Consider the following 25,006-nt stretch of genomic DNA (forward strand, 5'->3'; position numbering starts at 1 on the left):
TTTAGTAGTTATTATACTTAAGCGATATTCTCTGAATATTATTCTCCTGAAGAGATTTTGGATTAAGGTTGGCATCGGTGTTATGAGAATATACGGGGCTATATAAACTTTTAGATGGCTTACTGATAACCTGATTTTGTTTTTCCATTTTGCTAATAACTATCAATACAACCAAAAGCAAAACTTTAAAAGCTAATTTCATAGTTTAAATTATTTACCGATATGCTATTGATGTAGATTAGTATTTTAACGACTTAGTTCTTTCGTAAGATGTTAAGTTTATGTAAAGGATTTTATTTGCCTTTATTCTATCATCCAGGAAAAATATCTAAGTAATTGGTGCCTACACTTTTAGTATTCGTTTTTCTTATGTTTTTTATTTAAATGAACTGTTTCTTAAACTGCTTACGCAGGGCTTACTTTTACTACTATTAAAAATAAATGTTACAAATATTTTAAGCCAAATAAATCAAAATTATTATTTTAATAAAAGCTTTCGGATTTATTTAACAAATTTACAATACAAGAATTTAAAATCCTATTATTAATAATAATTTTAATATTCTGATGGTTAAATTTTCGAAAATTTTAAATCGTCTTTTTACCGCTTTATCCTAAATAATATCTTTGCAGAAACTATTCTTTAAATTTGTAGTAGTTATGACGCGTAGCTCAGGTAAAAGTTGGTTTAGCTTTATTCTATCAGTGGCACTCACAGTGGCACTCATTCTGGTTGTTTCCAGCTTTGCTCAAGCGCAATCCAGAACCCGGTCGGTTCCTTTCAGTTATCTGCCTGATCAAACAGAAGACCAGTATAACCAACGCATTAAGCAAAAAACGTTGCCGGTAGGTACGGCCGGTTTTATTATCTTATCTAAAAAAGCCGCCGGCATTTACGCAGTTGAATTTTATAGCAACGAATTAAAAAAAATTTGGGAAGCCGCCCTGCCCCTATCGGCTACCGAAGAAGTAGAAGCTTTTGCCCGGAATACGGAGAATGCTTTGGTTCTTATTCACCGGAAAAACCAGGAAACCGCGACCCAGGGATTAATTGGTTATGCCATAGACTTAAAAACGGGTAAAAAATCAGAAATAAAAAAATTAGCCGAAGCCCCCCTAAAAAGCCGTCGGCTGGGAGCTGCCTTCTCCGAAGATGGTACGAAGCTCGTGACTTACAACTATCTGCAACAGCAAAGCGGGTTAAAAGCCATTCAGGCAACCATCTTTGATGGCAGTTTAAACAAGGTTCAGGAGCGCACCTACAGCTTCCAGGATTTAGCAGGTATCCAGTCGGCCAATGTTAAAATTGATAATGCCGGCCACCAGTACGTGGCCCTAATCAACAATAATGCTACGCGGCTTTCGGTAAGGCGTTATAACCAGGCTGGTCCCGAAATAAAAGGCATGGATATTCAGGTGGGCGGCGTGTTTGAGGGAAAGAAAGTTTATGTGTTGGATACGTTCTTCGCATTGCAGCAGGACAGTAGTATGTTTGCCGCCGCTACCGTGGCCGACGAAAAAACCGGGGATTTCTATAGCCTGAAAGTAATAAAATTTGATTTTGGCTCCGGCGACATGAAATACGCCCCGGAATTCAGGTTTACCCCCCAATATATTGCCGATATAAACAAGCTGAATAAAACCGGGAGCCCGGCGGTAAAACGCCTGTCTGATATTTACCTCTCGGAAATTGTAGTAAGCCCGGATAAAAACGTGCTGGTAATGGCGGAAAAGAAATACAACGAAGGCCCGAAGCTGCCTTTTGCTGCCCGCGAAATACACTTATTCTCTTACGACGAATTTCTGAACCCAACCTGGCACTCGATTCTGAATAAAAGTCAGATAGCGCCGGCATCCGAAGGTTTTACCGGTATTTCGTATAAGGCAAACTTGGCAGGCAATGAATTGCAACTTATTACCCTGGAAACCCTAAACGGTAAAACCGATTTATTTAGCCGCAAGATAAATATGAAGGATGGGACCACCGCTGCTCCGCAGCCACTGAAGCTGAATGTATCTACGAATCAGCCATTAGCTTACCTCAAAGATTTTACCGCCTGGTTAAACGAAAACACCCTGGTAGCCGTTTTTAAACCTTCCCGCAAATCCAAAGCACTCCAGTTAAGCAAAATAATAATTAAGTAAACAAATAGCCGTGCCTAAAAAGAAAGCCCGCTAGTAACTCTAACGGGCTTTCTTAATTACCGGAAATTTACTCAAATCTTTAAAGCTAATACACGTATTGGTTAGCTTGAATTAAAGTGCCTGCAATGCGCCGGCGGGCCTCTTTGGTATTATAAAATTCCGCTTTGGTAAAACGTTTTAACCCGATAAATAAAAGTTTCTGTTCGTCCCCACCTTCGCCCATGGCACCGATTGCTTCTTTTCCGGCTAAATAAATTTTATCGAGGGCCTCATACAGGGTAACACAAGCCATATCGGCCTGGCGGGCAGCTGCTTCCTCCCCTTTCTGACCAATCAGCTTTTCTACCCGCAGCAGCGTTGATTCTGCCACATAGGTTCTGATAATCATATCGGCAATATTCATTAATATTTCTTGCTCTTTCTCCAGGGTCATCATAAACTTTTGCACCGCGGTACCGGCCACCAGCAGAATGGCTTTTTTCAGGTTACGGATTATTTTCTTTTCAGCGATAAATAAACCTTCTTCCTCTTCGCCGAAATCCGGAATACTTAACAGTTCGTCTTGCACGGCTTTAGCGGGCCCCATTAAATCGAGTTCCCCTTTCAAAGCTTTCTTTAAAACCATATCTACAATCAGCATCCGGTTTATTTCGTTGGTACCCTCAAAAATCCGGTTGATGCGGGAGTCGCGGTAAGCGCGGTCCATGGGATAATCGGCGGAAAAGCCGTAGCCGCCGTAAATCTGCACGCCTTCGTCCACCACGTAATCCAGCACCTCGGAGCCTTCTACTTTCAGGATGGCGCATTCTGCGGCAAATTCTTTCGCGGCACCCAGCAAAGCCTCTGAGAAAGGTTTCCCCTCGGCTAACAGCTCCTGCTCTTTCTGATAAATATCGTTACCACAGCGGTACAAAGCCGATTCCATGGCAAATATCCGAACCGCCTGTTCGGCCAGTTTGTGCCGGATTGCGCCAAATTTAGAGATCGGTAATTTAAACTGCGCGCGTTCATTGGCATATTTTACCGAAAGATTGGCTACTTTTTTGGCGGCTCCCAGGGTAGCGGCACCGAGTTTAATCCGTCCGAGGTTTAATATATTGAAAGCGATGAGGTGGCCTTTGCCAATTTCGCCGAGCACATTTTTTTTGGGCACTTTGCAATCGGTAAAAAACACCTGGCGGGTAGAGGAGCCCTTAATTCCCATTTTGTGTTCTTCATTGCCCAGGCTTAATCCCGGCGCAGTTCGTTCCACAATAAAACCGGTAAATTTGTCGCCGTCTACCTGCGCAAACACAATAAACACATCGGCAAAACCGGCATTGGTAATCCACATTTTCTGGCCGTTCAGGATGTAATTTTCGCCGGAGGTATCCAGCACCGCTTTGGTTTTAGCCGCCAGCGCATCTGAGCCGGAACCCGGTTCGGTTAAGCAGTAAGCAGCTATCCATTCGCCGGCAGCAAGTTTGGGCAGATATTTATTTTTCTGCTCTTCGGTGCCGAAATACAGAATAGGCAGAATACCAATGCCCGTGTGGGCCGCAAAGGCCACCGGGAACGAATGCCCGCCCCCCACGGATTCGGTAACCAGCAAAGACGTATTAAAATCACGATCGAATCCGCCGTAAGCCGCTGGCAAGGATACCGCAAACAATCCCAACTCGCCGGCTTGTTTCATCAGGCCTTCCATTAAGCCTTCTTCGTGGTTATCCAGCCGATCGAGCAGCGGGGTTACCTCGGCCGCGATAAACTGATGCCCGGTTTCCGACATCATGCGCTGCTCCTCATCGAACTCCTCCGGAATAAATATTTCGGCAGCTTCGGTTTCCTTGATGATAAACTCACCGCCTTTCAGGGTTTTATGTTCTACGTTCATTACTTTTGGATTATTAGAATTTCGATATTCGATTATTAGCTTTTTAAATGATTTCTAAGCTTGCAACTTCTTGGTTATTGTGCTACGAAAACTGCTTATCATTCTTTGGGTTTTATCAATTTGCTCTGCCAATGCCGAAAATTTATCATCTGCAATAAATCCAAAGGAATGCGCCAACAAGACCTGCGTTTCCAGTTCGAAAGAGGAGCCTAAAGCAATATTTAAAAAATGCAGGAACTCTTTATTCGATTCTCGCCCTGCACCTTCTGCTATGTTTGAGGGAACCGATACTGCCGCACGGTTTAACTGAGAGGTTAACCCATATTTTTCTCCCATAGGGAAACTTGCTGTTGCAGTATAAATCATTTTGGTTAACTCCATTGCTTCCTGCCAGATTCTCAGTTCCTTAAATTTATGCATGGTTTTAAAATCGAAAAGCGATGATCGAACATCGAATATCTATTTTAACAACTCATAAATTCCCGCCACACCTTGTCCTCCTCCCACACAGGCCGTTACCAGGCCGTACTTTTGCTTACGTCGGCGGAGTTCGTGCCATTGCTGGATGCTGAGTTTGGCACCGGAGCAGCCGAGCGGATGTCCAGTGGCTATTGCGCCGCCACTTACATTTAATTTTTCTTCCGGAACATCCAAGTGCCGAATCACCGCCAGGGTTTGGGCTGCAAATGCCTCATTTATTTCAAACAGATCGATGTCTTTCATTTGCAAACCTGCTTTGGCCAGCGCTTTGGGAACAGCAGCAATGGGTCCCATGCCCATAATGCGGGGGTCTACCCCGCCGGTAGCGTAGGTAACCAGGCGGGCAATCGGCTCCAGGTTCAACTCCTTTACTAAACGTTCGCTCATGACCAGCACAAACGCAGCGCCATCGGAGGTTTGCGAGGCATTACCAGCGGTTACGGTGCCATTCAACGCAAAAACCGGCTTCAACTTGGCTAATTTATCCAGCGAGGTGTCGGCCCTGGGTCCTTCGTCGGTATCTACGGTATAGCTGCGGGTTTTCTTCTTACCGTTTTCGTCCACGTAAGTTTCTTCTACAGTTATGGGCACTATTTGCTCCTGAAACAAACCAGCTTGCATGGCTTTAATGGCTTTCTGATGGGAGTTATAGGCAAATTCGTCCTGATCTTCGCGCGTAACCTGGTAATCTTTGGCCACCGCTTCGGCGGTTAAACCCATACTCAGGAAATATTCCGGATGTTTTTGCGCCAGATTGTAGTTAGGCACCGTTTTATAGCCCACCGTTGGCACCAGCGACATAGATTCGGTACCGCCGGCAATAATGCAATCGGACTGCCCCGCGGCAATTTTGCTACAGGCTATGGCAATGGTTTCGATGCCCGAGCCACAATACCGGTTCACAGTCATGCCCGAAACACTAACCGGTAACGACAGGAGGGCAATCATGCGGCCCATTTGCAGACCTTGCTCCGCTTCCGGAACGGCATTACCCACAATCAGGTCGTCTACCCGCTCCGGGTCTAACTGCGGGACCGAGGCCAGTAAATGCTTGATTACTTCAGCCGCCAAATCGTCGGAGCGCATAAACCGGAAGCCGCCCCGGTTGGCTTTTGTTACAGCCGACCGGTAGCCGGCAACGATATAAGCATTTTGCATATTTTTAGATTCTTAGTTTAGATGTTAGGTTTTTGAAGTTAGATACTCGATTTCTTACACTTGCACCAATTAGCAGTACATTTAATTCCCGGCTTGTAATCCCCACCCGTCATTCTGAAAGAATCTTCTGCTTAGATCGGAATCTCAATAGCCCTACTTTTAAAATATTACCTGTACACTTTAATTAACCTTCGATTTTTAAAAACAGCAATTTAGGATTCGCGGATTTTATCAACTTCTCCTTTTCTTCTCTATTCATAAGCTTTACCTCTCCCTCTCTTTCAATCGCATGATTAGCAGTAGTATGTCTTTCATAATAAACTAGGTTATAACAGTAATATTTCCCGGCAAATGTCTCTGGCTTTCCTTTGTTCTCCCGATGCTCTTCTAATCGCCTTTCCAGATTATTCGTCATGCCAACGTAATAAGCGGTCTTCTTTGGGTTTGTGGTAATATATACGAAATAATTCTTGTTCCACATCTACATAGCTTTTGGTATTCAGGCTCATCAGAAGATTCTTTCAGAATGACAGAGAAAGTAGAATGAGTTATGCTGAAATTGTTCTTGAAGAGGAGTTAATGTGTTATAAAACCAACAATACGCTAACTTTATAATAGATTACAATTTTTAACCTAATCATTCAATGAAGTCGTCTCCTTATTGAATCTTAAATTCTCGACTTTCAACTCTTAACTCTCAAACCTAATTCCTCAAAGGCTTGCCACCCGTTAAAATGCTTTTAATGCGTTCCAAGGTTTTGCGTTCACCGGTTAAAGACAAAAACGCTTCCCGTTCCAGGTCGAGTAAATATTGCTCCGATACCGACGCGGGAGCCGACAAATCGCCTCCGCACATTACATAGGCCAATTTATTCGCAATTTTCCGGTCGTGCTCCGAGATGTAATTACCGTCGAACATGGCGTAAACTCCTGTAATAAACATGCCCAACGCACCCCGGCCTAATACCTTAATATCTCGGCGCGGAATGGGTTGGGTGTAACCGGCTTCCGCTAAATCAATGGCTGCCTGTTTGGCTTCAGATATTAAGCGATTGTTGTTAAGGGTAATCTCGTCGCCGCGACGCAGAAATTTATAATCGAAGGCTTCGTGCGCCGAAGTTGATACTTTTGCCATGGCAATGGTGGTAAAGGTATTGCGCAAGCTGTTGTATTCGGGATCGCCTTCTTCGAAGCTATCAGCGGTGCGGAGTACCATTTCTTTAGTACCGCCGCCGGCTGGTATTAAACCAACGCCAAACTCCACCAAACCCATATAGGTTTCGGCGGCCGCCTGCACCTTATCGGCGTGTAAGCAAAGTTCGCAGCCGCCACCCAGGGTTAAGCCATGTGGCGCCGCTACCACCGGAACAGCACTGTACCGCATCCGCATCATGGTGTTCTGGAACTGCCGGATCATCAGGTTTATTTCGTCGTAATCCTGGTCCAGGGCATACATGTACAACAAAGCCAGGTTAGCGCCCGCCGAAAAATTAGGTGCATCGTTGCCGATTACCAACCCTCTGAAATCTTTCTCGGCCATTTCCACGGCTTTATTCAGGCCTTGCGCTACTTCGCCGCCCATGGTATTCATTTTGGTATGAAACTCCAGGTTCAGAATGCCATCACCCATATCGAACAATGTAGCCCCGGCATTTTTCCAGACCACACTGCTTTCGCGGTAATTATCCAGAATAATAAAGCTTTCGGTGCCCGGTATTCCTTTGTAGGTCTTAGTAGGAATATCGTAATACAACTTCTGGCCCTTTTCTACTTTGTAGAACGAATTATTGCCACTTTCCAGCATTTCATACACCCAGGCGGCCGGTTTCTGGTCTTCGGCCTCCATAACACGTACAGTATCGGTTACGCCCAAAGTATCCCATAATTCGAACGGCCCCATATCCCAGCCAAATCCCGCCCGCAGGGCATCGTCAATGCGGTATAATTCGTCGGCTATTTCGGGAATGCGGTTGGATACGTAGCGGAATAAACCGTGGGCGGTAGCCCGGAAAAACTCACCGGCTTTATCGGTAGCTTTATAAAAGGCCTGCAGCCGGGGCTTCAGGCCTTCGATAGGCTTAAGCTGTTCCATGCTCGCAAACCGAACTTTCTGCTTGGGTTGGTATTCTAAAGTTTGCAGGTTCAGGGTTAATATTTCGGTTTCGCCCTGCGCATTTTTGGTTTTCTGGTAAAAGCCCTGTTTAGACTTGTCGCCGAGCCAGCCTTTATCGAGCATTTGCTGCACGTAAGGCGGTAATTGAAATAATTCGCGGGCTTCGTCATGGGTGCCGGTTTGGTAAAGACCTTGCGCTACTTTAGCCAGCGTATCCAGACCCACTACATCCAGCGTCCGGAAGGTGGCCGATTTGGGCCGGCCTATAACCGGCCCGGTAATGCGGTCTACTTCGTCGATGTTGAGGCCCAAACGCTGCATCTGGTTAAAAGCATCCATAATGCCAAATATTCCGACGCGGTTGGCAATAAACGCGGGCGTATCTTTGGCAAGCACGGTGGTTTTTCCCAGGTATAAATCGCCGTAATGCAACAGAAAATTTGTTACTTCTTGGTCGGTGTCCGGGGTCGGGATTATTTCTAATAACTTCAGGTAACGGGGCGGATTAAAAAAGTGCGTACCACAGAAATGCTTCCGGAAATCGTCGGAGCGGCCGGCGGCCATCAGGTGAATGGGAATACCCGAGGTGTTAGAGGTAATCAGGGTGCCGGGCTTGCGGAACTGTTCTACCTGCCCGAACAAAGATTGTTTTATTTTTAAGTTCTCTACTACCACCTCAATAATCCAGTCGCAGGAGGCAATATCTTTTAAATTATCGGTAAAGTTGCCGGTGGTAATTAAGCTGGCAGCAGACTTTTGGTACAGTGGCGCCGGATTAGAGCCAATTGCCGCCTGCAACGAGCTGTTTACAATCCGGTTTTTTACGGCCGGACTATCCAGGGTCAAACCACGGGCTGCTTCTTCGGGCGCTAGTTCCTGGGGAGCCATATCGAGCAGCAACACCGGCACCCCAATATTGGCAAAGTGGCAGGCAATGCGGGAGCCCATTACGCCAGAACCCAGTACGGCAACTTTTTTAATATTTCTTTTCATAGGCTGGAGTGAGTATCAGGTCTGCAGGCACACAACATATTGTTCGCCTTTCAGTTATGCTGTATCCTTTGTATTTATTCTTCGATAGAATTTCTTTTTATCTTTCGATTTTTGCTTCTTCCCGCAGGCTTTTTTGATTCGCAGAATCATAGATTTCTTTGTTATCAATCATGCGGTTTATCCGGGAAATTACTTTAAAGAAGGTAGTCAGTTCTTTGGCCGGTATCTTTTCCTGCACCTTTTTATTAAAATGCCGCACGGTTTGCCGGGAGATTTCTCTTTTTTCGAGGCCTTTATCGGTTAGCATAATGCGCACCGATCGCTTATCCTGTGAATCTGCTTTTTTACAAATCAGCCCTTTTTCTTCCATGCTTTTCAGGATGCGGGTCAGGCTACGGGCCTCGAGGCCCAACAGGGGCGCAATTTTGGTGGCGGGGGTTCCTTCCTGCGGATTAATATTGAGTAATACAAACCCAATGGAAGTAGTGATATCAAACTGAGCCGCTTCGGTGTTATACATCCGCGAAATAGCGTGCCAGCAGACCTTAACATTATAATCTACCGTTTCTTCAGGTTTCATAATTAAGCACGTTTGCTTTTTTAAGGTTTACTAAATATAATAAAAATTGTTATGCTTGCATACTAGTTGTTCTATATTTTTTATTCTGCATGTAAGCATAAAGTTTATTTTACAACTAACCGGATGATGTTGATTAATAGTAACAACAGAAAAGATAATAGTCCAGCAAAATAAATATAAGCGAAGGCCCTGCAGAAAAGCAACTACCATAAAAACCTGGTAAGCTTCTTTCAGGATAAGGATGTTAAATTGAGTAATTTCTCAGCAGTACGAAACGTTTGCGCGAAGCCACCAGCGTGTCTGTCCCAATGGTCATTACAAATAAACTAGTTTAGAGCTTCGTTTGGTAGCGAATGTACAGCAATGCTCACAGCAAGTCAGCAACAAAAGGATGAACTTTAAAAACGAAGTGCTTAGTACAATAAATAAAACTGCTAACCCGATGATGGGCAGCAACACAGACACTTCTACTATTTTTTACAGACTCAGCCGCTATTATTTATAAAGGCCTTCTATTAAATCACGGTAGTTGTTGTAAATAATTTTGCGTTTCAGTTTAAGCGAAGGCGTTAATTCGCCGCTTTCCACGGTCCAGCCGTTCGGCACAAGTTTAAACTTTTTAATTTGTTCCCACTGGGCAAACTGCTCGTTAAATTTAGCTATTTCTTTTTTGTATTTGTTCAGTACCTCCGGATGTTCAATCATTTCGGTATTGGTGGTGTATTCGATGTTATGGAGCTTGCACCAATCCTGTAAGCCGGTAAACGAAGGTACGATTAACGCCGACGGAAATTTTTGTCCTTCGCCTACTACCATCGCCTGCTCAATTACCAGCGATTCTTTCAGCTTATTTTCTATCATTTGGGGAGCAATATATTTACCGCCCGAGGTCTTAAACATTTCTTTTTTGCGGTCGGTAATCTTCAGGTACTTGCCGTGCACAAACTCCCCGATATCGCCGGTATGAAAATATCCTTCGGGGTCAATTACTTCGGCTGTCAGGTCGGGGCGATTGTAATAACCTTTCATCACGTGCGGACCCCGGGTTAATATTTCGCCGTCCGGCGCAATCTTTACTTCCACATCATCTACCAGCGGGCCCACAGTACCAATTACGTTCTCGTCGGGGTTGTGCCGGTTTACCGCAATTACCGGCGAAGTTTCAGTCAGGCCGTATCCTTCCATCACCCGGATTTGCGCCGCCCAGAATACCCGGGCCAGCCGCGGCTGTAAGGCGGCTCCACCCGATACAATGGCTATTACATTCCCGCCCAGCGCTTCGCGCCATTTATTAAATATTAATTTATTTGCAAGTGCCAGTTGGGCATTGTACCAGGGCGTGCGGTTTTGATTATCGTATTGCAGACCCAGATTAAGGGCCCAGAAAAATAATCCCCGTTTTACGCCAGTCAAATCCATGCCTTTGCTCACAATTTTGTCGTAAACTTTTTCCAGCAGGCGCGGTACCGTCGAAAAAACGTGTGGCTTTACCTCTTTTAAATTATCTGCAATGGTTTCCATGCCCTCGGCGAAGTAAATAGAAACCCCTACCGAAATATACAAGGCCGTCAGCATCCGCTCGTAAATATGGCAAAGCGGCAAGAAACTTAAAGCCCGGTGGGTGTTATCTACGGGTACGTAAGGCTGGCACGACCGCACATTACTGATTAAATTATGATGGGTCAGCATTACGCCTTTGGGGTTACCCGTAGTACCCGAGGTATAAATAATGGTAAATAAATCTTCCGGATCGATAGCCGCTTTTATTGGCTCCAGCTGGGAGATATCCTTTAAATCAGACTGATCTAGCAATTCACGCCAGTGGCGGGCGCCGGGTACTTCATCAAACGTATAAACCTCCTGAATGCCTTCTATATCGGCAGTGGCGGCCATTACTTTATTATACAAAGCACTGCCCGATACAAATATCATTTTCACTTCCGCTTCCCGGAAAATATAGCGGTAATCTTCTACGGTAATGGTGGGGTACATGGGCACACTTACAGCCCCTACCTGCTGAATGCCCTGATCCGCGATGAGCCATTCGGGCCGGTTCATGGCCACAATCGCAATTTTATCGTTTTTCTTGATGCCGGCTTTCAGCAATCCCAGACTCAAAAGATTTACGGTATTAATGACCTCCTGCGTACTTTGCTTTTCCCACCGCCCCTCAATTTTGGCCACCATACAATCGTCTTGCGGAAAATGCTGTAGCTGGTACGGCAGTACATCAAATACTCTTTTTATTTCCATGTCAATCGGCAGATCAGTTTTTTACCGTCTTAAATAAAAGACTTTTTTTCCAAAAATTTATGTATCCTACGCATAACATTTACCTCGGCTCTAAGAAATTGGCAAATTTGTTTCTGCTTCTGCGCGCTTTCTTAAATTTTGTTAATTTTGACTTTACGCCCGGTGCTCGTTTATGAACTTATCTATCTTTTTTGAACCCCTGCGGGATTTTGCCGATACCTATATTGCCGATCCTAAATCAGTAGGAAATGCCGTTAGTTTGTTTAGCCATAAATTTCCGGATTGGCGCACTGCCGATATTGCCTTGATTGGGGTAAACGAATACCGGGGCAGCGCTCAGGAAACAAGCGCCGAGCACCCGGCTAACGAAGTCCGGCGGAAATTGTATAACCTGAAAAAAGGAACCGGCGCTTACAAAATTGCTGACTTAGGCAACCTGCTGCCGGGCATTACCCTCGAAGACACCTATCTCCGGTTAAAAGAAATCCTGGAAAACCTGATAGCTCACCAAACTTTACCTATTGTTATTGGGGGTAGCCACGATCTGGATTTCGGGCAATTTCTGGCCTACGAAAACCTGGAAAGAGCCGTAAACCTGGTAACCGTGGATAGCTGCATTGATATGCAGGAAAGTGCTGCCGAACCGCACCAAAACAAACGGCACCTGCACCGCATTTTAATGCACGAGCCCAATTACCTATTCAGCCTGAGCCAGGTGGCCTATCAATCTTATTTAATAGAACCGGAGGTAATTGCCACCCTGGAAAAACTACATTTTGAAACCGTACGCATCGGCGAAATTCATCATAACCTACAGTTGGCAGAGCCCGTTATCCGGCAGGCCGATTTAATCAGTTTTGATATATCGGCTATTAACGCGCAGGCCGCGCCCAACAATACCGGCGGCAACCCGTTTGGCTTAACCGGCGAAGAAGCCTGTCAGCTTTGCTGGTACGCCGGCCTGAACGACAGCTTAAGTTCTTTTGGTTTGTACGAGTACCACCCCGAGAACGACTCCCACGGCTTAACTGCTATGACCATTGCCGTTATGATCTGGTATTTTGTAGAAGGCTATTATCACCGCAAAAACGAAACCGACTTTACGAGCAAAAAATTTGTGCGTTACGCCATTGCTTTCCACGACAACCCGAATAAAATGATTTTTTATAAAAGCAAGGTTTCGGATAAGTGGTGGATGGAAGTGGAAGGGCTGAGCGGCGAAAAGAATATTAAAATTGTACCTTGCAGCTACGACGATTACCTGTCCGCTTCCAAAGGTGAAGTACCCAACCGCTGGATTTTAACGCAGGGCCGTATGGCTTAGCTATTTAATTGGCCCCGCTAATTTTCTTCCGGACAAAGTAACTTTCAGAGCAATCATTACATGATTCAACAATTCGGGTATGGAGCGTGTCGGCACTTATAAGGTATAGCGGTCGTCGGGAATTATCTTTTTGCAGATAATAAACAAAAACAGAATCCTTGCCACCGGCAGCGCTCTTCTCTTTTTTAATGTAAAAAGCAGATTCTTCTATAACCTGACCATCCCGAAACTTTTTATAAATATTATCGGGTCCAAATAATATCTTTTCGGTGTAGCCAGTCTGTGCCGGGGTTTCAGTAGGTCCCCAGCCATGCTGGGTTTTAATCCACTGCCATTCGCCCAGAAACTGGTGACGTACTTTTTCCGTCGCGCCGGTTTCCATACCTGGCTCCACGCAGGTAACCAAATCGCAATTGCTTAGTAAAAATATTAGATTTAAAAAAATAAGATAGCAGCCGTATATTTTTGTTTTCATAGGTGGGTTAAGTTTACTTACATGACCCTTACTTTTGTTTTTGGTTGCATGCGACCAAAAGGATTAATTTAAAATCAGCATTATTTTAACCAAATAAATATTCCCAGATTTTACCGGATGCAGGATAAAGTACTACCAGAATACACTAAAAACCAGTTGGCCTTGCGCAATGGCCAGGATCGTGACGAAATCTGGATTGCCTACAAAGGCCAGATTTACGATGTAAAAAAGTCCCGCCTCTGGAGCCGGGGTAACCATTATGAACACTGGGCCGGCCAGGACTTGACCGATGAGTTAAAAGATGCCCCGCACGACGAGTATGTTTTTGATAAATTTGAAGTGATTGGCTTATTAAAATAGCCTATTATTATTTTTACCGCGATAACAATTTTTATTCTTACAGACAATTTAAACCAGGCCTTTGGTATTTTGCCGGAGCCTTTAAACCTAAAAGATGATTTTAATTGCCGATAGCGGCTCTACCAAAACAGATTGGCGCCTGCTTTTGCCCGACGGAGAAATTGCCCAGGCTACTACTGTCGGTTTTAACCCCAACTACCAATCCGCCGAAAATATTAGAACTGAACTGCAGGAGAGCTTACTGCCCCAATTAGGCAACAACCAGCCCACACAAATATATTTTTATGGCGCCGGTTGCAGCACCGAAGCCAAATGTAGCCTGGTAGCCGATGCAATTTTAAATGTATTTCCCGGCAGCCACGTGCAGGTAATGAGCGATGTGGTGGCTGCCGCCCGGGGCACTTGCGGTCATCAAGCTGGCATTGCTTGTATATTGGGTACGGGATCCAACTCCTGCTTGTACAACGGCGAAATAATTACAGCGCAAATGCCGTGCTTGGGTTTTACGTTGGGCAACGAAGGCAGCGGCAGTTATTTAGGTAAAAAATTATTGCACTTGTACCTGAACCACGAATTACCCGCAGATTTACAGGAAGCTTTTGGCAAGCAATATCCGGCCACGCAAGCCGAAATATTGCACCGAATTTACAACGAGCCATTTCCGAACCGCTACGTAGCTTCATTTGCGCTATTCTTACAGGGTCGGCAGCGCCACCCGTTTGTGGCCGAGTTGCTGCACCAAAACTTTCTCGATTTCTTTCGGCTAACCGTTTGCAAATACCCCGATTACCAGATGTTGCCCACCCATTTTGTAGGCTCCATTGCTTTTTATTTTGCCGATATTTTGCGCAAAACAGCCAAAAGTCAGCACATTCAGGTTGGCCGCATTCTGCAAAGCCCCATTGCCGGCTTAGCCCTTTACCATTAAGAAAAAGCCGCGATTATTTAACTGCTGCTAAATATTACAGAGCGGTTTAAGGCGTCTGTACTCCAAAATATTCTTTCTAATTTTGTCCTGATACCAGCCAGATATTAGATATTTGATACTTAACACCTGATACTTGTTTCTTAATACCTGATACCTGATAACAACAGCTAAAATCCATTCAACCTATGAGTACCACCGAGACCCGTTCGCATTTCGATAACCTGGAGCACATGACCGTACATGAGTTGCTGGTAAATATTAACCAGGAAGATAAAACCGTGCCATTGGCTGTCGAAAAAGCCATTCCGCAAATAGAAGCGTTGGTGCAGGCCGTAGTAGAACGGTTGCAGAATGGCGGCCGGTTGTTTTACATTGGGGCTGGTACCAGCGGGCGATTGGGTATTGTAGATGCTTCGGAATGTCCGCCTACTTACGGCGTTCCCCACGGCCTGGTAGTGGGTATTATTGCCGGCGGCGATACCGCTATCCGGAAAGCCGTTGAATTTGCAGAAGACGATCCCGAACAAGCTTGGAAAGATTTAGAACAACACCAGATAAATAGAAAAGATATTGTGGTGGGAATTGCTGCTTCGGGCCGGACACCTTACGTTATAGGCGGCCTGGATAAATGCCGGGCGGCGAGCATTGCTACCGGCTGTGTGGTGTGCAATGCCGGCTCTAAAGTGGCCCAAGTGGCTGACTATCCGGTTGAGGTAATTACCGGTCCTGAGTTTGTGACGGGCAGCACCCGCATGAAAGCCGGTACGGGCCAGAAGTTAGCCCTGAACATGCTTACCACGGCTACCATGATTCAGCTGGGCCACGTGAAAGGGAATAAAATGGTAGATATGCAACTCTCTAACCATAAGCTGGTGCACCGGGCTATCCGGATGGTAATGGAAGAAATACCGGTGAGCGAAGCCGAAGCCGAAAAATTATTGCAGCAATACGGCAGTGTCCGGGCGGCGGTTGATAATTATACTGCCAGTTAAGCAAAGGCTCTGTTCACCCACCGATTGCGGCCTGTTAAATTTTACGGTGTTTCAGCTAATGGTAGGCAGAAATAAAAATAGAATATTCAGGTATTTACGGAAACCTGGTACAACCTCTTTTTTGTATGTAAGTATGAAGAACATTCTTTTTAAAATAACCAAATGTTGGACTTTATATGCATACCATAGAGCCCTTTTATAACTGGATAGATCAATACAGCGCGACAGAGGATCCGCGGTCGCCGCTCTATGGAGCCGAAAATAATTTAATGGAATATACCCATAATATTTATGGCTACTATATCCATCCGCAATGGGACGATATTGAATCCGAAACGCTGTTTCTGAAAATATTATTCGTGGATTACGACCTGGGTTTTGGCGTAATTCAATTTATTGGCGAGTGGAACGATACGCTCCACAACGACATCATGCACCTGAAACGCAACATCATCGACCCGATGGTACAGGAAGGCATTACCCATTTTATTTTAATCGGCGAAAACGTTTTTAATTTCCACGGTTCCGACGATTCTTACTACGAAGAGTGGTTTGAGGACGTAGAAGACGGCTGGATTGCGGCCATTTGTTTTCAGGACTTTGTTCTGGACGAAATGAAACAATACAACCTGGATTATTATATAAATTTTGGCGGCACTCTCGAACAGATTAACTGGCGGACCCTGGAACCCCGCCTGCTTTTTAACCGGGTAGGCAACCTCATTCAAAAACGCTTAGGTTAGTACTGCCCAAAATTCATATTCCTTAAAAAGAAAACCGCCTGCAGAGAAATCAACAGGCGGTTTTCTTTTTAAGGAACATTATTTCTAACGGGGGTCATTTTTGTCGTTGCCATCTTCAACTTCATCCGCTTCGTCTTCCATGTCTGGCTTATCTTCATCCTCGTTTGCATCATCCACGGCTTCGGTTCTTTCTTCGGTATTATTTTGGCTGGCAGAATCGCAGGAAGCAAAAGCAAAACTAAATAAACCGGTGGCCAGTAACATTAAAAATATCTTTTTCATAGCAGGTAAATTCTTATTAAAATCAGAATAAAAAACAGTTTAACCGTTAATAATCAACGGTTTTTTATTTTTTAAGTTTAAACCTCAAGCTGCTTTTGTTAATTATACCCGACCCTGCGAATTGCTGGTGTACATAAGCCATGTAAGTTTTAGCAAACGTTTAAACTAAATGAATTATTGATACGGCTTTAGGAGCTATGCTTAGGACACAAAGAAAATGTCCTGTCCTGCTGAAAGCATCTATTGTTTAGAAAGTAAAGTAGGCAAACAAAGATATTACTAATTTACCTGTAACGCTTTTTACCCAATAGTTCCTTGCAGGATGACAGCAATGAAGTGTTATCCGTCTGTAGAACACCTTTGCTTTGCTATGTCCTAATCGTAGGGCTTTAGCAGAGACGTTAAAAAGATAGCACGTATTGTCTGGTTTTCAGGCAACGAAAACAAAACCGTTAAAAAAGAAAATGCCAATCAGAGAACTGATCGGCATTTTTGGGTGGTTCTGGATATTAATACTACTATTGGGGATCAACCGCATCAATGCTATCCTCTGCTTCTTCTGCGGCTTCCTCAGCGGCTGGCATATCTGCATCATCGGCGGCATCTTCCGCAGCTTCTGCCCTTTCTTCGGCTTTGTTTTCCCGACTGGAATCGCAAGAAGTGGTTGCAAAGCTAAACAAACCAGTAGCCAGCAACATTAAAAGTAGTTTTTTCATAGTTTTAGTTTTAGGTTCATAAATTTTTATTAAAAGCGCATAGGCTTATAATAATATTTAGATTAAACGATGTATTTTTTTTTTGGTTGAAGCTAAGCCAATATATTTTAAAGCTAACCTAGAGTTTAAATAAAAAAGAGGCTGACCCAAGGTCAGCCTCTTCAGTAAATAAAACAACACTTAACCTTTACAACGCACTACTATCTCCCGGCAGCGAATCCCTTAAAATAATCACCCTGGTCGAATCAGTAGGGGCGGCGAGCGTTTCAGCCCGGTCGGCCGCCGTTGCCTCTTCGGTTGCCCCATCCGTTCCTGACATATAAGTACCATTATCTTTTTTGGGAGAATTACAAGCGTTACTTAAAAGAAAGCTGCCTACCAACAGGCTGGTTAATATTAGTGTTTTCATGGATTTTAATTTTATCAGGGGCGAATCAAAATTTTAGTAATCTGTTTTGGCCGGACAACTACTTTTTCCGGTAAATCACATTAATGGGCACGCCTTCAAAACCAAAGTGCTTCCGAATTTTATTTTCTAAAAACCGGGTATAACTCTCGCGGATGTACTGGGGCGAGTTACAGAAAAAAGCAAACGTAGGGTTATGCGTAGGCAATTGGGTAACGTATTTAATTTTTACGAACTTACCTTTTATGGCCGGCGGCGGATAAGCCTCAATTTCTTTTAAAATAACATCGTTCAGCTTAGAAGTAGGTATTTTCTGGGTTTTGTTCTGGTATACCTGCACGGCTGTTTCGATGGCTTTATGCACCCGCTGCTTGGTTAATACCGATGTAAAAATAATAGGCATATAGGTCATAGGAGCCAGCTTTTCCCGGATCTGCTCTTCTATTTCTTTCATGGTATTGGTGGCCTTGTTTTCGATTAGGTCCCATTTATTTACCAGTATTACAATGCCTTTCCGGTTTTTATCGGCCAGACCAATAATATTTACGTCCTGGGCTTCCAGTCCGCGCGTGGCATCTATCATTACAATACAAATGTCCGATTCTTCTAAAGCCCGGATAGAACGCAGCACGGAGTAAAACTCTATATCTTCGTGTACTTTGGTTTTGCGGCGCAAACCAGCTGTATCGATAATGATAAATTCATTGCCAAACGCATTGTACCGCGAGTGAATAGAATCGCGGGTAGTTCCGGCCACATCGGTTACAATGTTCCGTTCTTCGCCCAACAATAAATTTACAAACGACGACTTACCTACGTTCGGGCGGCCCAGCACCGCAATTTTCGGAACACCTTCGTCGGGGTTTTCCGGATCTTCGGTCTGGAAATGCTTAACTACTTCGTCGAGTAAATCGCCGGTACCAGAGCCATTAGCCGATGAAATGGGGAATATATTATCGCCGAGGCCCAAAGCGTAAAACTCGCCGGCCAGGTGCGCCCGTAAATTAGTATCGGCTTTGTTAGCTACAATAAAAACGGGTTTATCGGTACGGCGCAAAACATCCGCAAACTCTTCATCTAGTCCGGTCAGGCCGGCATCCACATCTACCATAAATAATATTACGGTAGCCTCTTTTATGGCCAGTTCTACTTGTTTCCGGATTTCACCTTCAAATATATCGTCGGAGCCGTGCACATAACCGCCAGTATCAATTACGGTATAAAATTTACCACACCACTCGCCATAACCATAATGACGGTCGCGGGTTACACCGCTCACGTTGTCCATGATAGCTTTCCGTTCACCTACCAGGCGGTTAAAAAGAGTTGACTTACCGACGTTGGGCCGGCCGACAATAGCTACAATATTTGCCATTAACTTTAATTTGTTTTTTCAGCCCGGTTTAGTTGCGTCCGGGTATCCGAAAAAGATTTAGAAATTTATTTAAATTTTGCCTCAGCTTTTCAACCTCCGGCTACCTTATTTTTCTCTTTCGTAAGAGAAGAACTAAATATTTAATCTGGAACGCTAATTTAAACCCTTACGTCCGCCGGGTATTATCTTTAATATTTATTTACAACCACCAGCGAAAGCATCACTGATGGCAGGAATGTAATATTTAATTACAACCTACTCGCTGCTGTTGTAACCAAACCGGTTTAGGGCTTTAGGACTGGTGCGCCAGTTTTCGTTAACTCGTACGTACAGTTCCAGGTGTACCTTTTTACCAAAGAATGTTTCCATGTCTTTGCGGGCCAGCGTTCCTACTTTTTTCAGCATTTCGCCCTGGTGCCCGATAATAATGCCTTTCTGGCTTTTACGCTCCACGTTAATATCAGCCCGCATCCGAATAATGGTATCTTCTTCTTTAAACTCTTCTACCACTACTTCGCAGCTATAAGGCACTTCTTTTTTGTAGAGCAGGAATATTTTTTCGCGAATCATCTCGGCCGCAAAGAAACGTTCGGGCTTATCGGTTAGTTCATCTTTGTCGTAATAAGGCGGGTGCTCGGGCAAATACTGCAGAATCAGTTCAAATATTTTGTCGGTGCCTTTTCTTTCTAAAGCCGATATAGGCAATATTTCTTTGGCCGGCAATTTATCTTTCCAATATTCTATTTTCAGCAGCACATCGTCCTGGCTGGCCTGGTCTATTTTATTAATGAGCAGCAAAATAGGAACATTGGTTTTCTGCAACCGCTGCACTATTTCTTCTTCGTCGTGCTTTTCGTAAATATCGGTTACAAACAAAATAACATCGGCATCTTCTAAACTCATGTGCACAAACCGCATCATAGATTGGTGCAGCTCGTACTTAGGCTGAATGATGCCGGGCGTATCGGAATAAACAATCTGGAAATCGTCGCCGTTTAAAATACCCATTATGCGGTGGCGGGTGGTTTGGGCTTTGGAGGTGATGATTGAAAGCCGCTCGCCTACCATTACGTTCATGAGCGTAGATTTACCTACATTCGGTTTCCCGATGATGCTGACAAAGCCGGCTTTGTGTGGTTTTTCGCTCATAGCTAGGGCTGCTTTGTTATTAATTACTTAAAATTCAGCGTCTCCGTTTTGAATCAGGGGGCAAAAGTACAATAATTAAACGGGATTTCCGGCAGCTATTTTATTTATTAAGAACAACCGCAACGCCGGCAACCGGCACCGGCAAAAAGAGAAATTAAAATAAAGGCAAACTACATTTTAGTTTTCCTTTCTTTTTAATTTAACCGGGGTAAGTTTATACCCTTCTTTTCTTAACAACTGAATTAAACCAATTTCGTACTTCAGGTGCCCGGCACCTACGGCAATAAAGCACGAACCACTTTTAATCTGCTCTTCAATTTTTGGCAACCAAAGTTGATTTCGTTCCGACATTCGTTTGTCCAGTGAAACTTCCTTTAATTTTAAGTCAGCTTTCAAGGTTAAAATATAGGACGCGATTTCCGTCTCTAAATATTTACCTGTTAAACCTATATCCTGAATAAGATTTACCATAGCCACGGCCATCCCCCTCGGAGTTGTTAATTCCGAAAGATGCAGATAAGCTAAATTTAGATCATCGAGCGGAAAGATCTCTTTTTTCAAATCCTCGCTCATAAATTTCATTATCCAATAATCAAAAGTCATATTTTCTGCTGCCTTTGGATTATCTTTCATGGTCATAACCACGTAGAGCATTGCCAATAAATCAGCATTATGATTGTGTGGTTTTATGCTGCCATACATGGTTTTGGAAAAGAAATCATCTACTATTTCGTATTCTTCCCTGGTAAATATTTCATCTAAAGGCGGATTCATCTTCTTTTCCAGCGTTGAATCTAGTTTTATGGGGGATGACGGGGTAGTTTCAAACAAACCTTTATCTGTATTTTTAATAATTTTCAGGATTTTGGGAAATTGCTGGAGTTCCTGATACGGTGCCACATGATTGGTACCAAATAAATAGGAATGCTTCTTTAAACCCTTCCCCGATATTTTCCAGAGTACTGACTGCTCCTGCTGCGCCCAAACGGTGATTGGAAAAAGAAATAAAAAAACCAGTAAGAACTTTAGCGATTTCATGGCGACAGCAGGATGAGATTAAAGGATAATGATAGCATTAAATTCATGAAATTAAATATTTATAATATTTGTGGAATAATAGTAAACTCAGGACCAACTAAATATTACTTTCTGAACAAAATATTCCTACTAAAAGAACATCTGTTAAGGCACGCTGTTTAAGAGGAGATTATTAGCAGAACCTGCGTATCTTTGCGGGCGCATTTTACAGAATATTTTAAGTTAGCAGAAACTACCATTTACGGCTAGTGGCCAATGGCACCTTACTGCGCTTAGCTTAATACATATAATTTATTTATGGCAGCTTCTTACGGAAAAATTGGCGTTTTATTAATAAACCTAGGTACACCCGATACACCCGAAACGCCGGATGTGCGTAAATATTTGCGTGAATTTTTAATGGATAAACGGGTAATTGACATTCCGGCCCTGCAACGTTATTTTTTGATAAACGGGATTATTGCTCCTTTCCGGGCGCCTAAATCGGCAAAAGTTTACAAACAATTATGGGATGAGCGCGGCTCGCCGCTCTTGTATTACGGCCACGATTTACGCGATTTGTTACAAAAAGAATTAGGCGACGGATATTATGTGGCATTGGGGATGCGCTACCAGAGCCCCAGCATTAAAAGCGCTTTGGAAGAACTCCGGGAACAGCAGGTAGAACGTATTATTGTGCTGCCGCTTTATCCGCAATACGCCTCGGCCTCTACGGGCACTTCGCACGACATGGTTATGGAAATTGTGAAAGACTGGTGGATTGTACCCAGTATTAATTTTATCAGCACGTTCTGCGACGACCCGTTATTTATTAAGGCTTTTGCCGAAATTGGCCGCAAACATTTAGAAGCCAGAAAGTACGACCACGTGGTTTTTAGTTACCATGGCTTGCCGGAACGACATATTTTAAAGGGCAGTACCCGCAATTATTGCAAATTAGGTACTTGCTGCAACACATATCATAAATTAAACCGCTATTGTTACCGAGCCCAGTGTTTTGAAACCTCGCGGTTGCTGGCTAAAGAATTAGGTTTAGCTGAAGACCAATATACCGTGGCATTTCAATCGCGTTTAGGAAAAGACCCGTGGCTGAAACCTTATACCGACGAAATATTAAAAGATTTACCCGCGAAAGGCATTAAAAATGTGCTGGCCTACAGCCCGGCTTTTGTGGCCGATTGCCTCGAAACCACCATTGAAGTAGGCCAGGAATTTAAAGAATTGTTTGAACAGGCCGGCGGCGAACATTGGCAGCTGGTAGAAAGCCTGAACACGCATCCATTGTGGGTAGAGGCCGTTAAACAAATGGTACTCCGGAATTAAACAGATATACAATTGCGGCGGGTAAAACCCGCCGCTGTTATTTTACAAAATGGCTAATTATTAAAAATATATAACAAATGGTCACCACCATCTTCGAAACCAAACATAAAAGGATATTTGGCATATAAACCGGGAGCGAAAGTTTTTTGGTTGTTTATTCGACGCCAGCGCAAATTAATTCCGCCAAAGTAATTAGCCCAAGTATTGGTTTGGAACCCTAGGCGGATAACATCGTCTTTCCTCTTTTCGAATACCGGCCCGAAAGATAATCCGGCTAAACCAATGCCCACCTGCCCTTCAAAATAAAAACGCTTGGCTCCTTTCTGAAACTCCATGCCCACATCTAAACCAGCCGGAAATTTTTCTAAATTCCAATAAGCGGCTTCCAGGCCAAAACTCAGACGGTTGGTTTTTTCCCCAATATTCAGGTGGAGTATGGGCCCAATGCTCAAGGCACCCTGCTGGGCCCGGATCACTAATGGCAGGGATACCAGTAGTAGTACCAGAAATAATGTTTTCAACTTTAAATCAGGAAACGTTAAATATTAAGATTCGCTAATTTAAGAAGTGAAATTAGATTCTTTGGCAGAAGCAAAAATATTTAAAGTTAAGGTATTCAGGCTTTTTTCAGATCGGTCCATTTATCGGTAATCAGGGGCTCGTATTGCCGGATTTTTTCTAATATTTTTGCGCCATCTTCTTCTATAATCAGGCTGTCGCGGCGTTCCTGGCGCAGAAAGCCCTCGGTAACGCAGGTATCAAACATCTGTATTAACGGATTAAAATAACCATTTACATTCAGGAAAGCACAGGGTTTTACCAGAATGCCCAGTTGGTTCCAGGTAATAATTTCACAAATCTCATCAAAGGTCCCTAAGCCGCCTGGCATGGCTACAAACCCGTCCGACAAACTGGCCATTAAAGCTTTTCGTTCGTGCATGGTTTCTACTACGTGCAGTTGGGTCAGGTTGTCGTGGGCTACCTCGCGGGCTACCAGGCTTTGCGGTATTACGCCAATGGCAGAACCACCGGCGGCCAGCACACTATCGGCAATAATCCCCATCAGGCCCACTTTACCGCCACCAAAAACCAAGGTTATTGATTCCCGGGCCAGCAGTTCGCCAAAAGCTTTTGCCGCCGCCGCATAAACCGGACTATTACCATTATTGGCCCCACAGAATACCGCAATACTTTTCATGCTCAGAATATTATTTTGTACGTGACTTTGCAATAGACCTTATAAGCAGATTAAGCATTAGGGTTACGCCAAACCATTAAACGCCGATTTTCCGGTTTTAAACAGCCACCTGGTGCTGCCCGAAATCAAAAAGCCGCCCGGCGCAGCCGATCGTTTACCGCCCGGCCCAATCCTTCTTCCGGCACAAATTCCGCTAAAATAACTTCCACCGGCTGGGCATCGAGGTACCGGAGGCCGGAAAACAAGTTACGGGCTGCTTCAAATACATTGCCGGTGGCAGAAAGTTGTACCTGATGGGCCTGCGGAACTCTTGCATAAGTTTCGGAAAAAGAAAGAATGCCTATTTTTTCCGGATCGAACGCAGGTAGCAACTGCTTAATATTACCTACCAGTACTTTTTTACGCGGGGCATAATGGCTGCTGAGCATACCCGGTGCCTGGGGGTTAGAACTGGAGGTTTTTACCCGTTGGATTGATTTGCCCAACACCTTTTCTATTTCTTCCAAAGCCAATCCGCCCAAGCGTAATATTTCAGGTTCGCCGGCGGCAAAGCTAATGATGGTTGATTCGATGCCTACCTGGCAAGCACCACCATCCAAAATATAAGGTATTCTATCGCCTAACTGCTGATTTACGTGCTGGGCCGTGGTTGGGCTTACGTACCCAAACGGGTTGGCACTGGGGGCCGCTAGCGGAAATGGTAATTCTTTTAATAAACGTAGCGTAAGTGGGTGGTTGGGAATGCGCACCCCCACCGAATCGTGGCCGGAGGTTACCAGCAGCGGCACCTGCGGGGCCCGGGGCAATATTAGGGTAAGCGGACCGGGTAGAAATGCTTCGGCCAAGCGATAAGCCATATCCGGAATATTTGTGGCTACCTGCGTAAAGTTTTGAATACTGTGGGTATGAACAATCAGCGGATCGAAAGAAGGCCGGTTCTTAGCCGCAAATATCTTTAAAACAGCCCCTTCGTTAAAAGCATTGGCGGCCAGGCCATAAACGGTTTCGGTAGGAATAGCCACCAATTCCTGCTGCTTTAGTAAAGTTGCTGCCTTTAATATATCGGTACCTAATTCTGCCATAAATTTAAATATTGCCGCAA

Annotated in this window: 24 protein-coding genes; 7 read left to right on the plus strand and 17 right to left on the minus strand. The window is 44.3% G+C overall.

Annotated features, from left to right (window positions below; genetic code table 11):
* Nucleotides 1-660 precede the first annotated feature (660 nt).
* Nucleotides 661-2,145 carry a hypothetical protein gene (locus AAE02nite_RS03230; RefSeq protein ID WP_146895012.1) on the plus strand — a complete coding sequence of 495 codons (1,485 nt, stop codon included), beginning with the start codon at nucleotides 661-663 and terminating at the stop codon, nucleotides 2,143-2,145.
* A gap of 85 nt (nucleotides 2,146-2,230) precedes the next feature.
* On the opposite strand, the gene AAE02nite_RS03235 is transcribed toward AAE02nite_RS03230, so the two are convergent.
* The 7 genes from AAE02nite_RS03235 to AAE02nite_RS03265 all read right to left on the minus strand — a co-directional run bounded on the left by AAE02nite_RS03235 (nucleotide 2,231) and on the right by AAE02nite_RS03265 (nucleotide 11,595).
* Nucleotides 2,231-4,018, minus strand: coding sequence for an acyl-CoA dehydrogenase FadE (locus AAE02nite_RS03235; protein ID WP_146895013.1), 1,788 nt, complete (start codon nucleotides 4,016-4,018; stop codon nucleotides 2,231-2,233).
* A gap of 54 nt (nucleotides 4,019-4,072) precedes the next feature.
* The gene (locus AAE02nite_RS03240; RefSeq protein ID WP_146895014.1) at nucleotides 4,073-4,438 is read right to left on the minus strand and encodes a four helix bundle protein; all 366 of its coding nucleotides are present in this window, start codon (nucleotides 4,436-4,438) and stop codon (nucleotides 4,073-4,075) included.
* A 39-nt stretch (nucleotides 4,439-4,477) separates the two neighbouring features.
* Complete coding sequence (locus AAE02nite_RS03245; RefSeq protein ID WP_146895015.1) at nucleotides 4,478-5,656, minus strand: thiolase family protein; 1,179 nt, start codon at nucleotides 5,654-5,656, stop codon at nucleotides 4,478-4,480.
* A gap of 184 nt (nucleotides 5,657-5,840) precedes the next feature.
* Complete coding sequence (locus AAE02nite_RS03250) at nucleotides 5,841-6,137, minus strand: GIY-YIG nuclease family protein (RefSeq protein WP_146895016.1); 297 nt, start codon at nucleotides 6,135-6,137, stop codon at nucleotides 5,841-5,843.
* Nucleotides 6,138-6,359: 222 nt separating this feature from the next.
* Nucleotides 6,360-8,762, minus strand: a complete 2,403-nt coding sequence (locus AAE02nite_RS03255) for a 3-hydroxyacyl-CoA dehydrogenase/enoyl-CoA hydratase family protein (RefSeq protein ID WP_146895017.1) — start codon at nucleotides 8,760-8,762, stop codon at nucleotides 6,360-6,362.
* Between the two features lie 97 nt (nucleotides 8,763-8,859).
* On the minus strand, nucleotides 8,860-9,342 hold the full coding sequence (locus AAE02nite_RS03260) for a MarR family winged helix-turn-helix transcriptional regulator (protein ID WP_146895018.1): 483 nt from the start codon (nucleotides 9,340-9,342) through the stop codon (nucleotides 8,860-8,862).
* A gap of 495 nt (nucleotides 9,343-9,837) precedes the next feature.
* Nucleotides 9,838-11,595 (minus strand): AMP-dependent synthetase/ligase, encoded by a 1,758-nt coding sequence (locus tag AAE02nite_RS03265; RefSeq protein WP_146895019.1) that lies wholly within the window; start codon nucleotides 11,593-11,595, stop codon nucleotides 9,838-9,840.
* Between the two features lie 172 nt (nucleotides 11,596-11,767).
* Here AAE02nite_RS03265 and AAE02nite_RS03270 point away from each other — a divergent pair, with 172 nt between their 5' ends.
* A complete protein-coding gene (locus AAE02nite_RS03270) occupies nucleotides 11,768-12,919 on the plus strand; it encodes a formimidoylglutamase (RefSeq protein WP_146895020.1) in 1,152 nt (383 codons plus the stop codon).
* A 4-nt stretch (nucleotides 12,920-12,923) separates the two neighbouring features.
* Here the strand turns inward: AAE02nite_RS03270 and AAE02nite_RS03275 are convergent, their stop codons facing one another.
* Nucleotides 12,924-13,394 (minus strand): hypothetical protein, encoded by a 471-nt coding sequence (locus AAE02nite_RS03275; RefSeq protein WP_146895021.1) that lies wholly within the window; start codon nucleotides 13,392-13,394, stop codon nucleotides 12,924-12,926.
* Nucleotides 13,395-13,511: 117 nt separating this feature from the next.
* Here AAE02nite_RS03275 and AAE02nite_RS03280 point away from each other — a divergent pair, with 117 nt between their 5' ends.
* The 4 genes from AAE02nite_RS03280 (at nucleotide 13,512) to AAE02nite_RS03295 (ending at nucleotide 16,417) form a co-directional block, all read left to right on the plus strand.
* Nucleotides 13,512-13,754 carry a cytochrome b5 domain-containing protein gene (locus tag AAE02nite_RS03280; RefSeq protein WP_146895022.1) on the plus strand — a complete coding sequence of 81 codons (243 nt, stop codon included), beginning with the start codon at nucleotides 13,512-13,514 and terminating at the stop codon, nucleotides 13,752-13,754.
* A gap of 94 nt (nucleotides 13,755-13,848) precedes the next feature.
* A complete protein-coding gene (locus AAE02nite_RS03285; protein ID WP_146895023.1) occupies nucleotides 13,849-14,682 on the plus strand; it encodes an N-acetylglucosamine kinase in 834 nt (277 codons plus the stop codon).
* A gap of 185 nt (nucleotides 14,683-14,867) precedes the next feature.
* Nucleotides 14,868-15,674 (plus strand): N-acetylmuramic acid 6-phosphate etherase, encoded by an 807-nt coding sequence (gene murQ / locus AAE02nite_RS03290; RefSeq protein ID WP_146895024.1) that lies wholly within the window; start codon nucleotides 14,868-14,870, stop codon nucleotides 15,672-15,674.
* 176 nt (nucleotides 15,675-15,850) lie between these two features.
* Complete coding sequence (locus tag AAE02nite_RS03295) at nucleotides 15,851-16,417, plus strand: hypothetical protein (protein ID WP_146895025.1); 567 nt, start codon at nucleotides 15,851-15,853, stop codon at nucleotides 16,415-16,417.
* An 84-nt stretch (nucleotides 16,418-16,501) separates the two neighbouring features.
* Here the strand turns inward: AAE02nite_RS03295 and AAE02nite_RS03300 are convergent, their stop codons facing one another.
* The 6 genes from AAE02nite_RS03300 to AAE02nite_RS03325 form a co-directional block, all read right to left on the minus strand.
* Nucleotides 16,502-16,699 (minus strand): hypothetical protein, encoded by a 198-nt coding sequence (locus tag AAE02nite_RS03300; protein ID WP_146895026.1) that lies wholly within the window; start codon nucleotides 16,697-16,699, stop codon nucleotides 16,502-16,504.
* Between the two features lie 518 nt (nucleotides 16,700-17,217).
* A complete protein-coding gene (locus AAE02nite_RS03305; RefSeq protein ID WP_146895027.1) occupies nucleotides 17,218-17,415 on the minus strand; it encodes a hypothetical protein in 198 nt (65 codons plus the stop codon).
* A gap of 187 nt (nucleotides 17,416-17,602) precedes the next feature.
* Nucleotides 17,603-17,824 carry a hypothetical protein gene (locus tag AAE02nite_RS03310; protein WP_146895028.1) on the minus strand — a complete coding sequence of 74 codons (222 nt, stop codon included), beginning with the start codon at nucleotides 17,822-17,824 and terminating at the stop codon, nucleotides 17,603-17,605.
* Nucleotides 17,825-17,882: 58 nt separating this feature from the next.
* Nucleotides 17,883-19,196: a ribosome biogenesis GTPase Der gene (gene der, locus AAE02nite_RS03315; RefSeq protein WP_146895029.1), complete on the minus strand. Its 1,314-nt coding sequence runs from the start codon at nucleotides 19,194-19,196 to the stop codon at nucleotides 17,883-17,885.
* A gap of 255 nt (nucleotides 19,197-19,451) precedes the next feature.
* Entirely contained in the window at nucleotides 19,452-20,345 is an 894-nt protein-coding gene (gene era / locus AAE02nite_RS03320) for a GTPase Era (protein ID WP_146895030.1), read from the minus strand.
* A 177-nt stretch (nucleotides 20,346-20,522) separates the two neighbouring features.
* Nucleotides 20,523-21,383, minus strand: coding sequence for a TraB/GumN family protein (locus AAE02nite_RS03325; RefSeq protein ID WP_146895031.1), 861 nt, complete (start codon nucleotides 21,381-21,383; stop codon nucleotides 20,523-20,525).
* Nucleotides 21,384-21,680: 297 nt separating this feature from the next.
* Here AAE02nite_RS03325 and hemH point away from each other — a divergent pair, with 297 nt between their 5' ends.
* On the plus strand, nucleotides 21,681-22,706 hold the full coding sequence (gene hemH, locus AAE02nite_RS03330) for a ferrochelatase (RefSeq protein WP_146895032.1): 1,026 nt from the start codon (nucleotides 21,681-21,683) through the stop codon (nucleotides 22,704-22,706).
* Between the two features lie 53 nt (nucleotides 22,707-22,759).
* Here the strand turns inward: hemH and AAE02nite_RS03335 are convergent, their stop codons facing one another.
* From AAE02nite_RS03335 to AAE02nite_RS03345, 3 genes are all read right to left on the minus strand, one after another.
* Nucleotides 22,760-23,227: a hypothetical protein gene (locus AAE02nite_RS03335; RefSeq protein WP_146895033.1), complete on the minus strand. Its 468-nt coding sequence runs from the start codon at nucleotides 23,225-23,227 to the stop codon at nucleotides 22,760-22,762.
* Between the two features lie 95 nt (nucleotides 23,228-23,322).
* Complete coding sequence (locus tag AAE02nite_RS03340; protein ID WP_146895034.1) at nucleotides 23,323-23,904, minus strand: LOG family protein; 582 nt, start codon at nucleotides 23,902-23,904, stop codon at nucleotides 23,323-23,325.
* Nucleotides 23,905-24,029: 125 nt separating this feature from the next.
* On the minus strand, nucleotides 24,030-24,986 hold the full coding sequence (locus AAE02nite_RS03345) for an L-threonylcarbamoyladenylate synthase (protein ID WP_146895035.1): 957 nt from the start codon (nucleotides 24,984-24,986) through the stop codon (nucleotides 24,030-24,032).
* Between the last annotated feature and the right edge of the window lie 20 nt (nucleotides 24,987-25,006).

Origin of the sequence: Adhaeribacter aerolatus, assembly GCF_007991635.1 — a bacterium.
GTDB classification, from domain to species: Bacteria; Bacteroidota; Bacteroidia; order Cytophagales; family Hymenobacteraceae; genus Adhaeribacter; species Adhaeribacter aerolatus.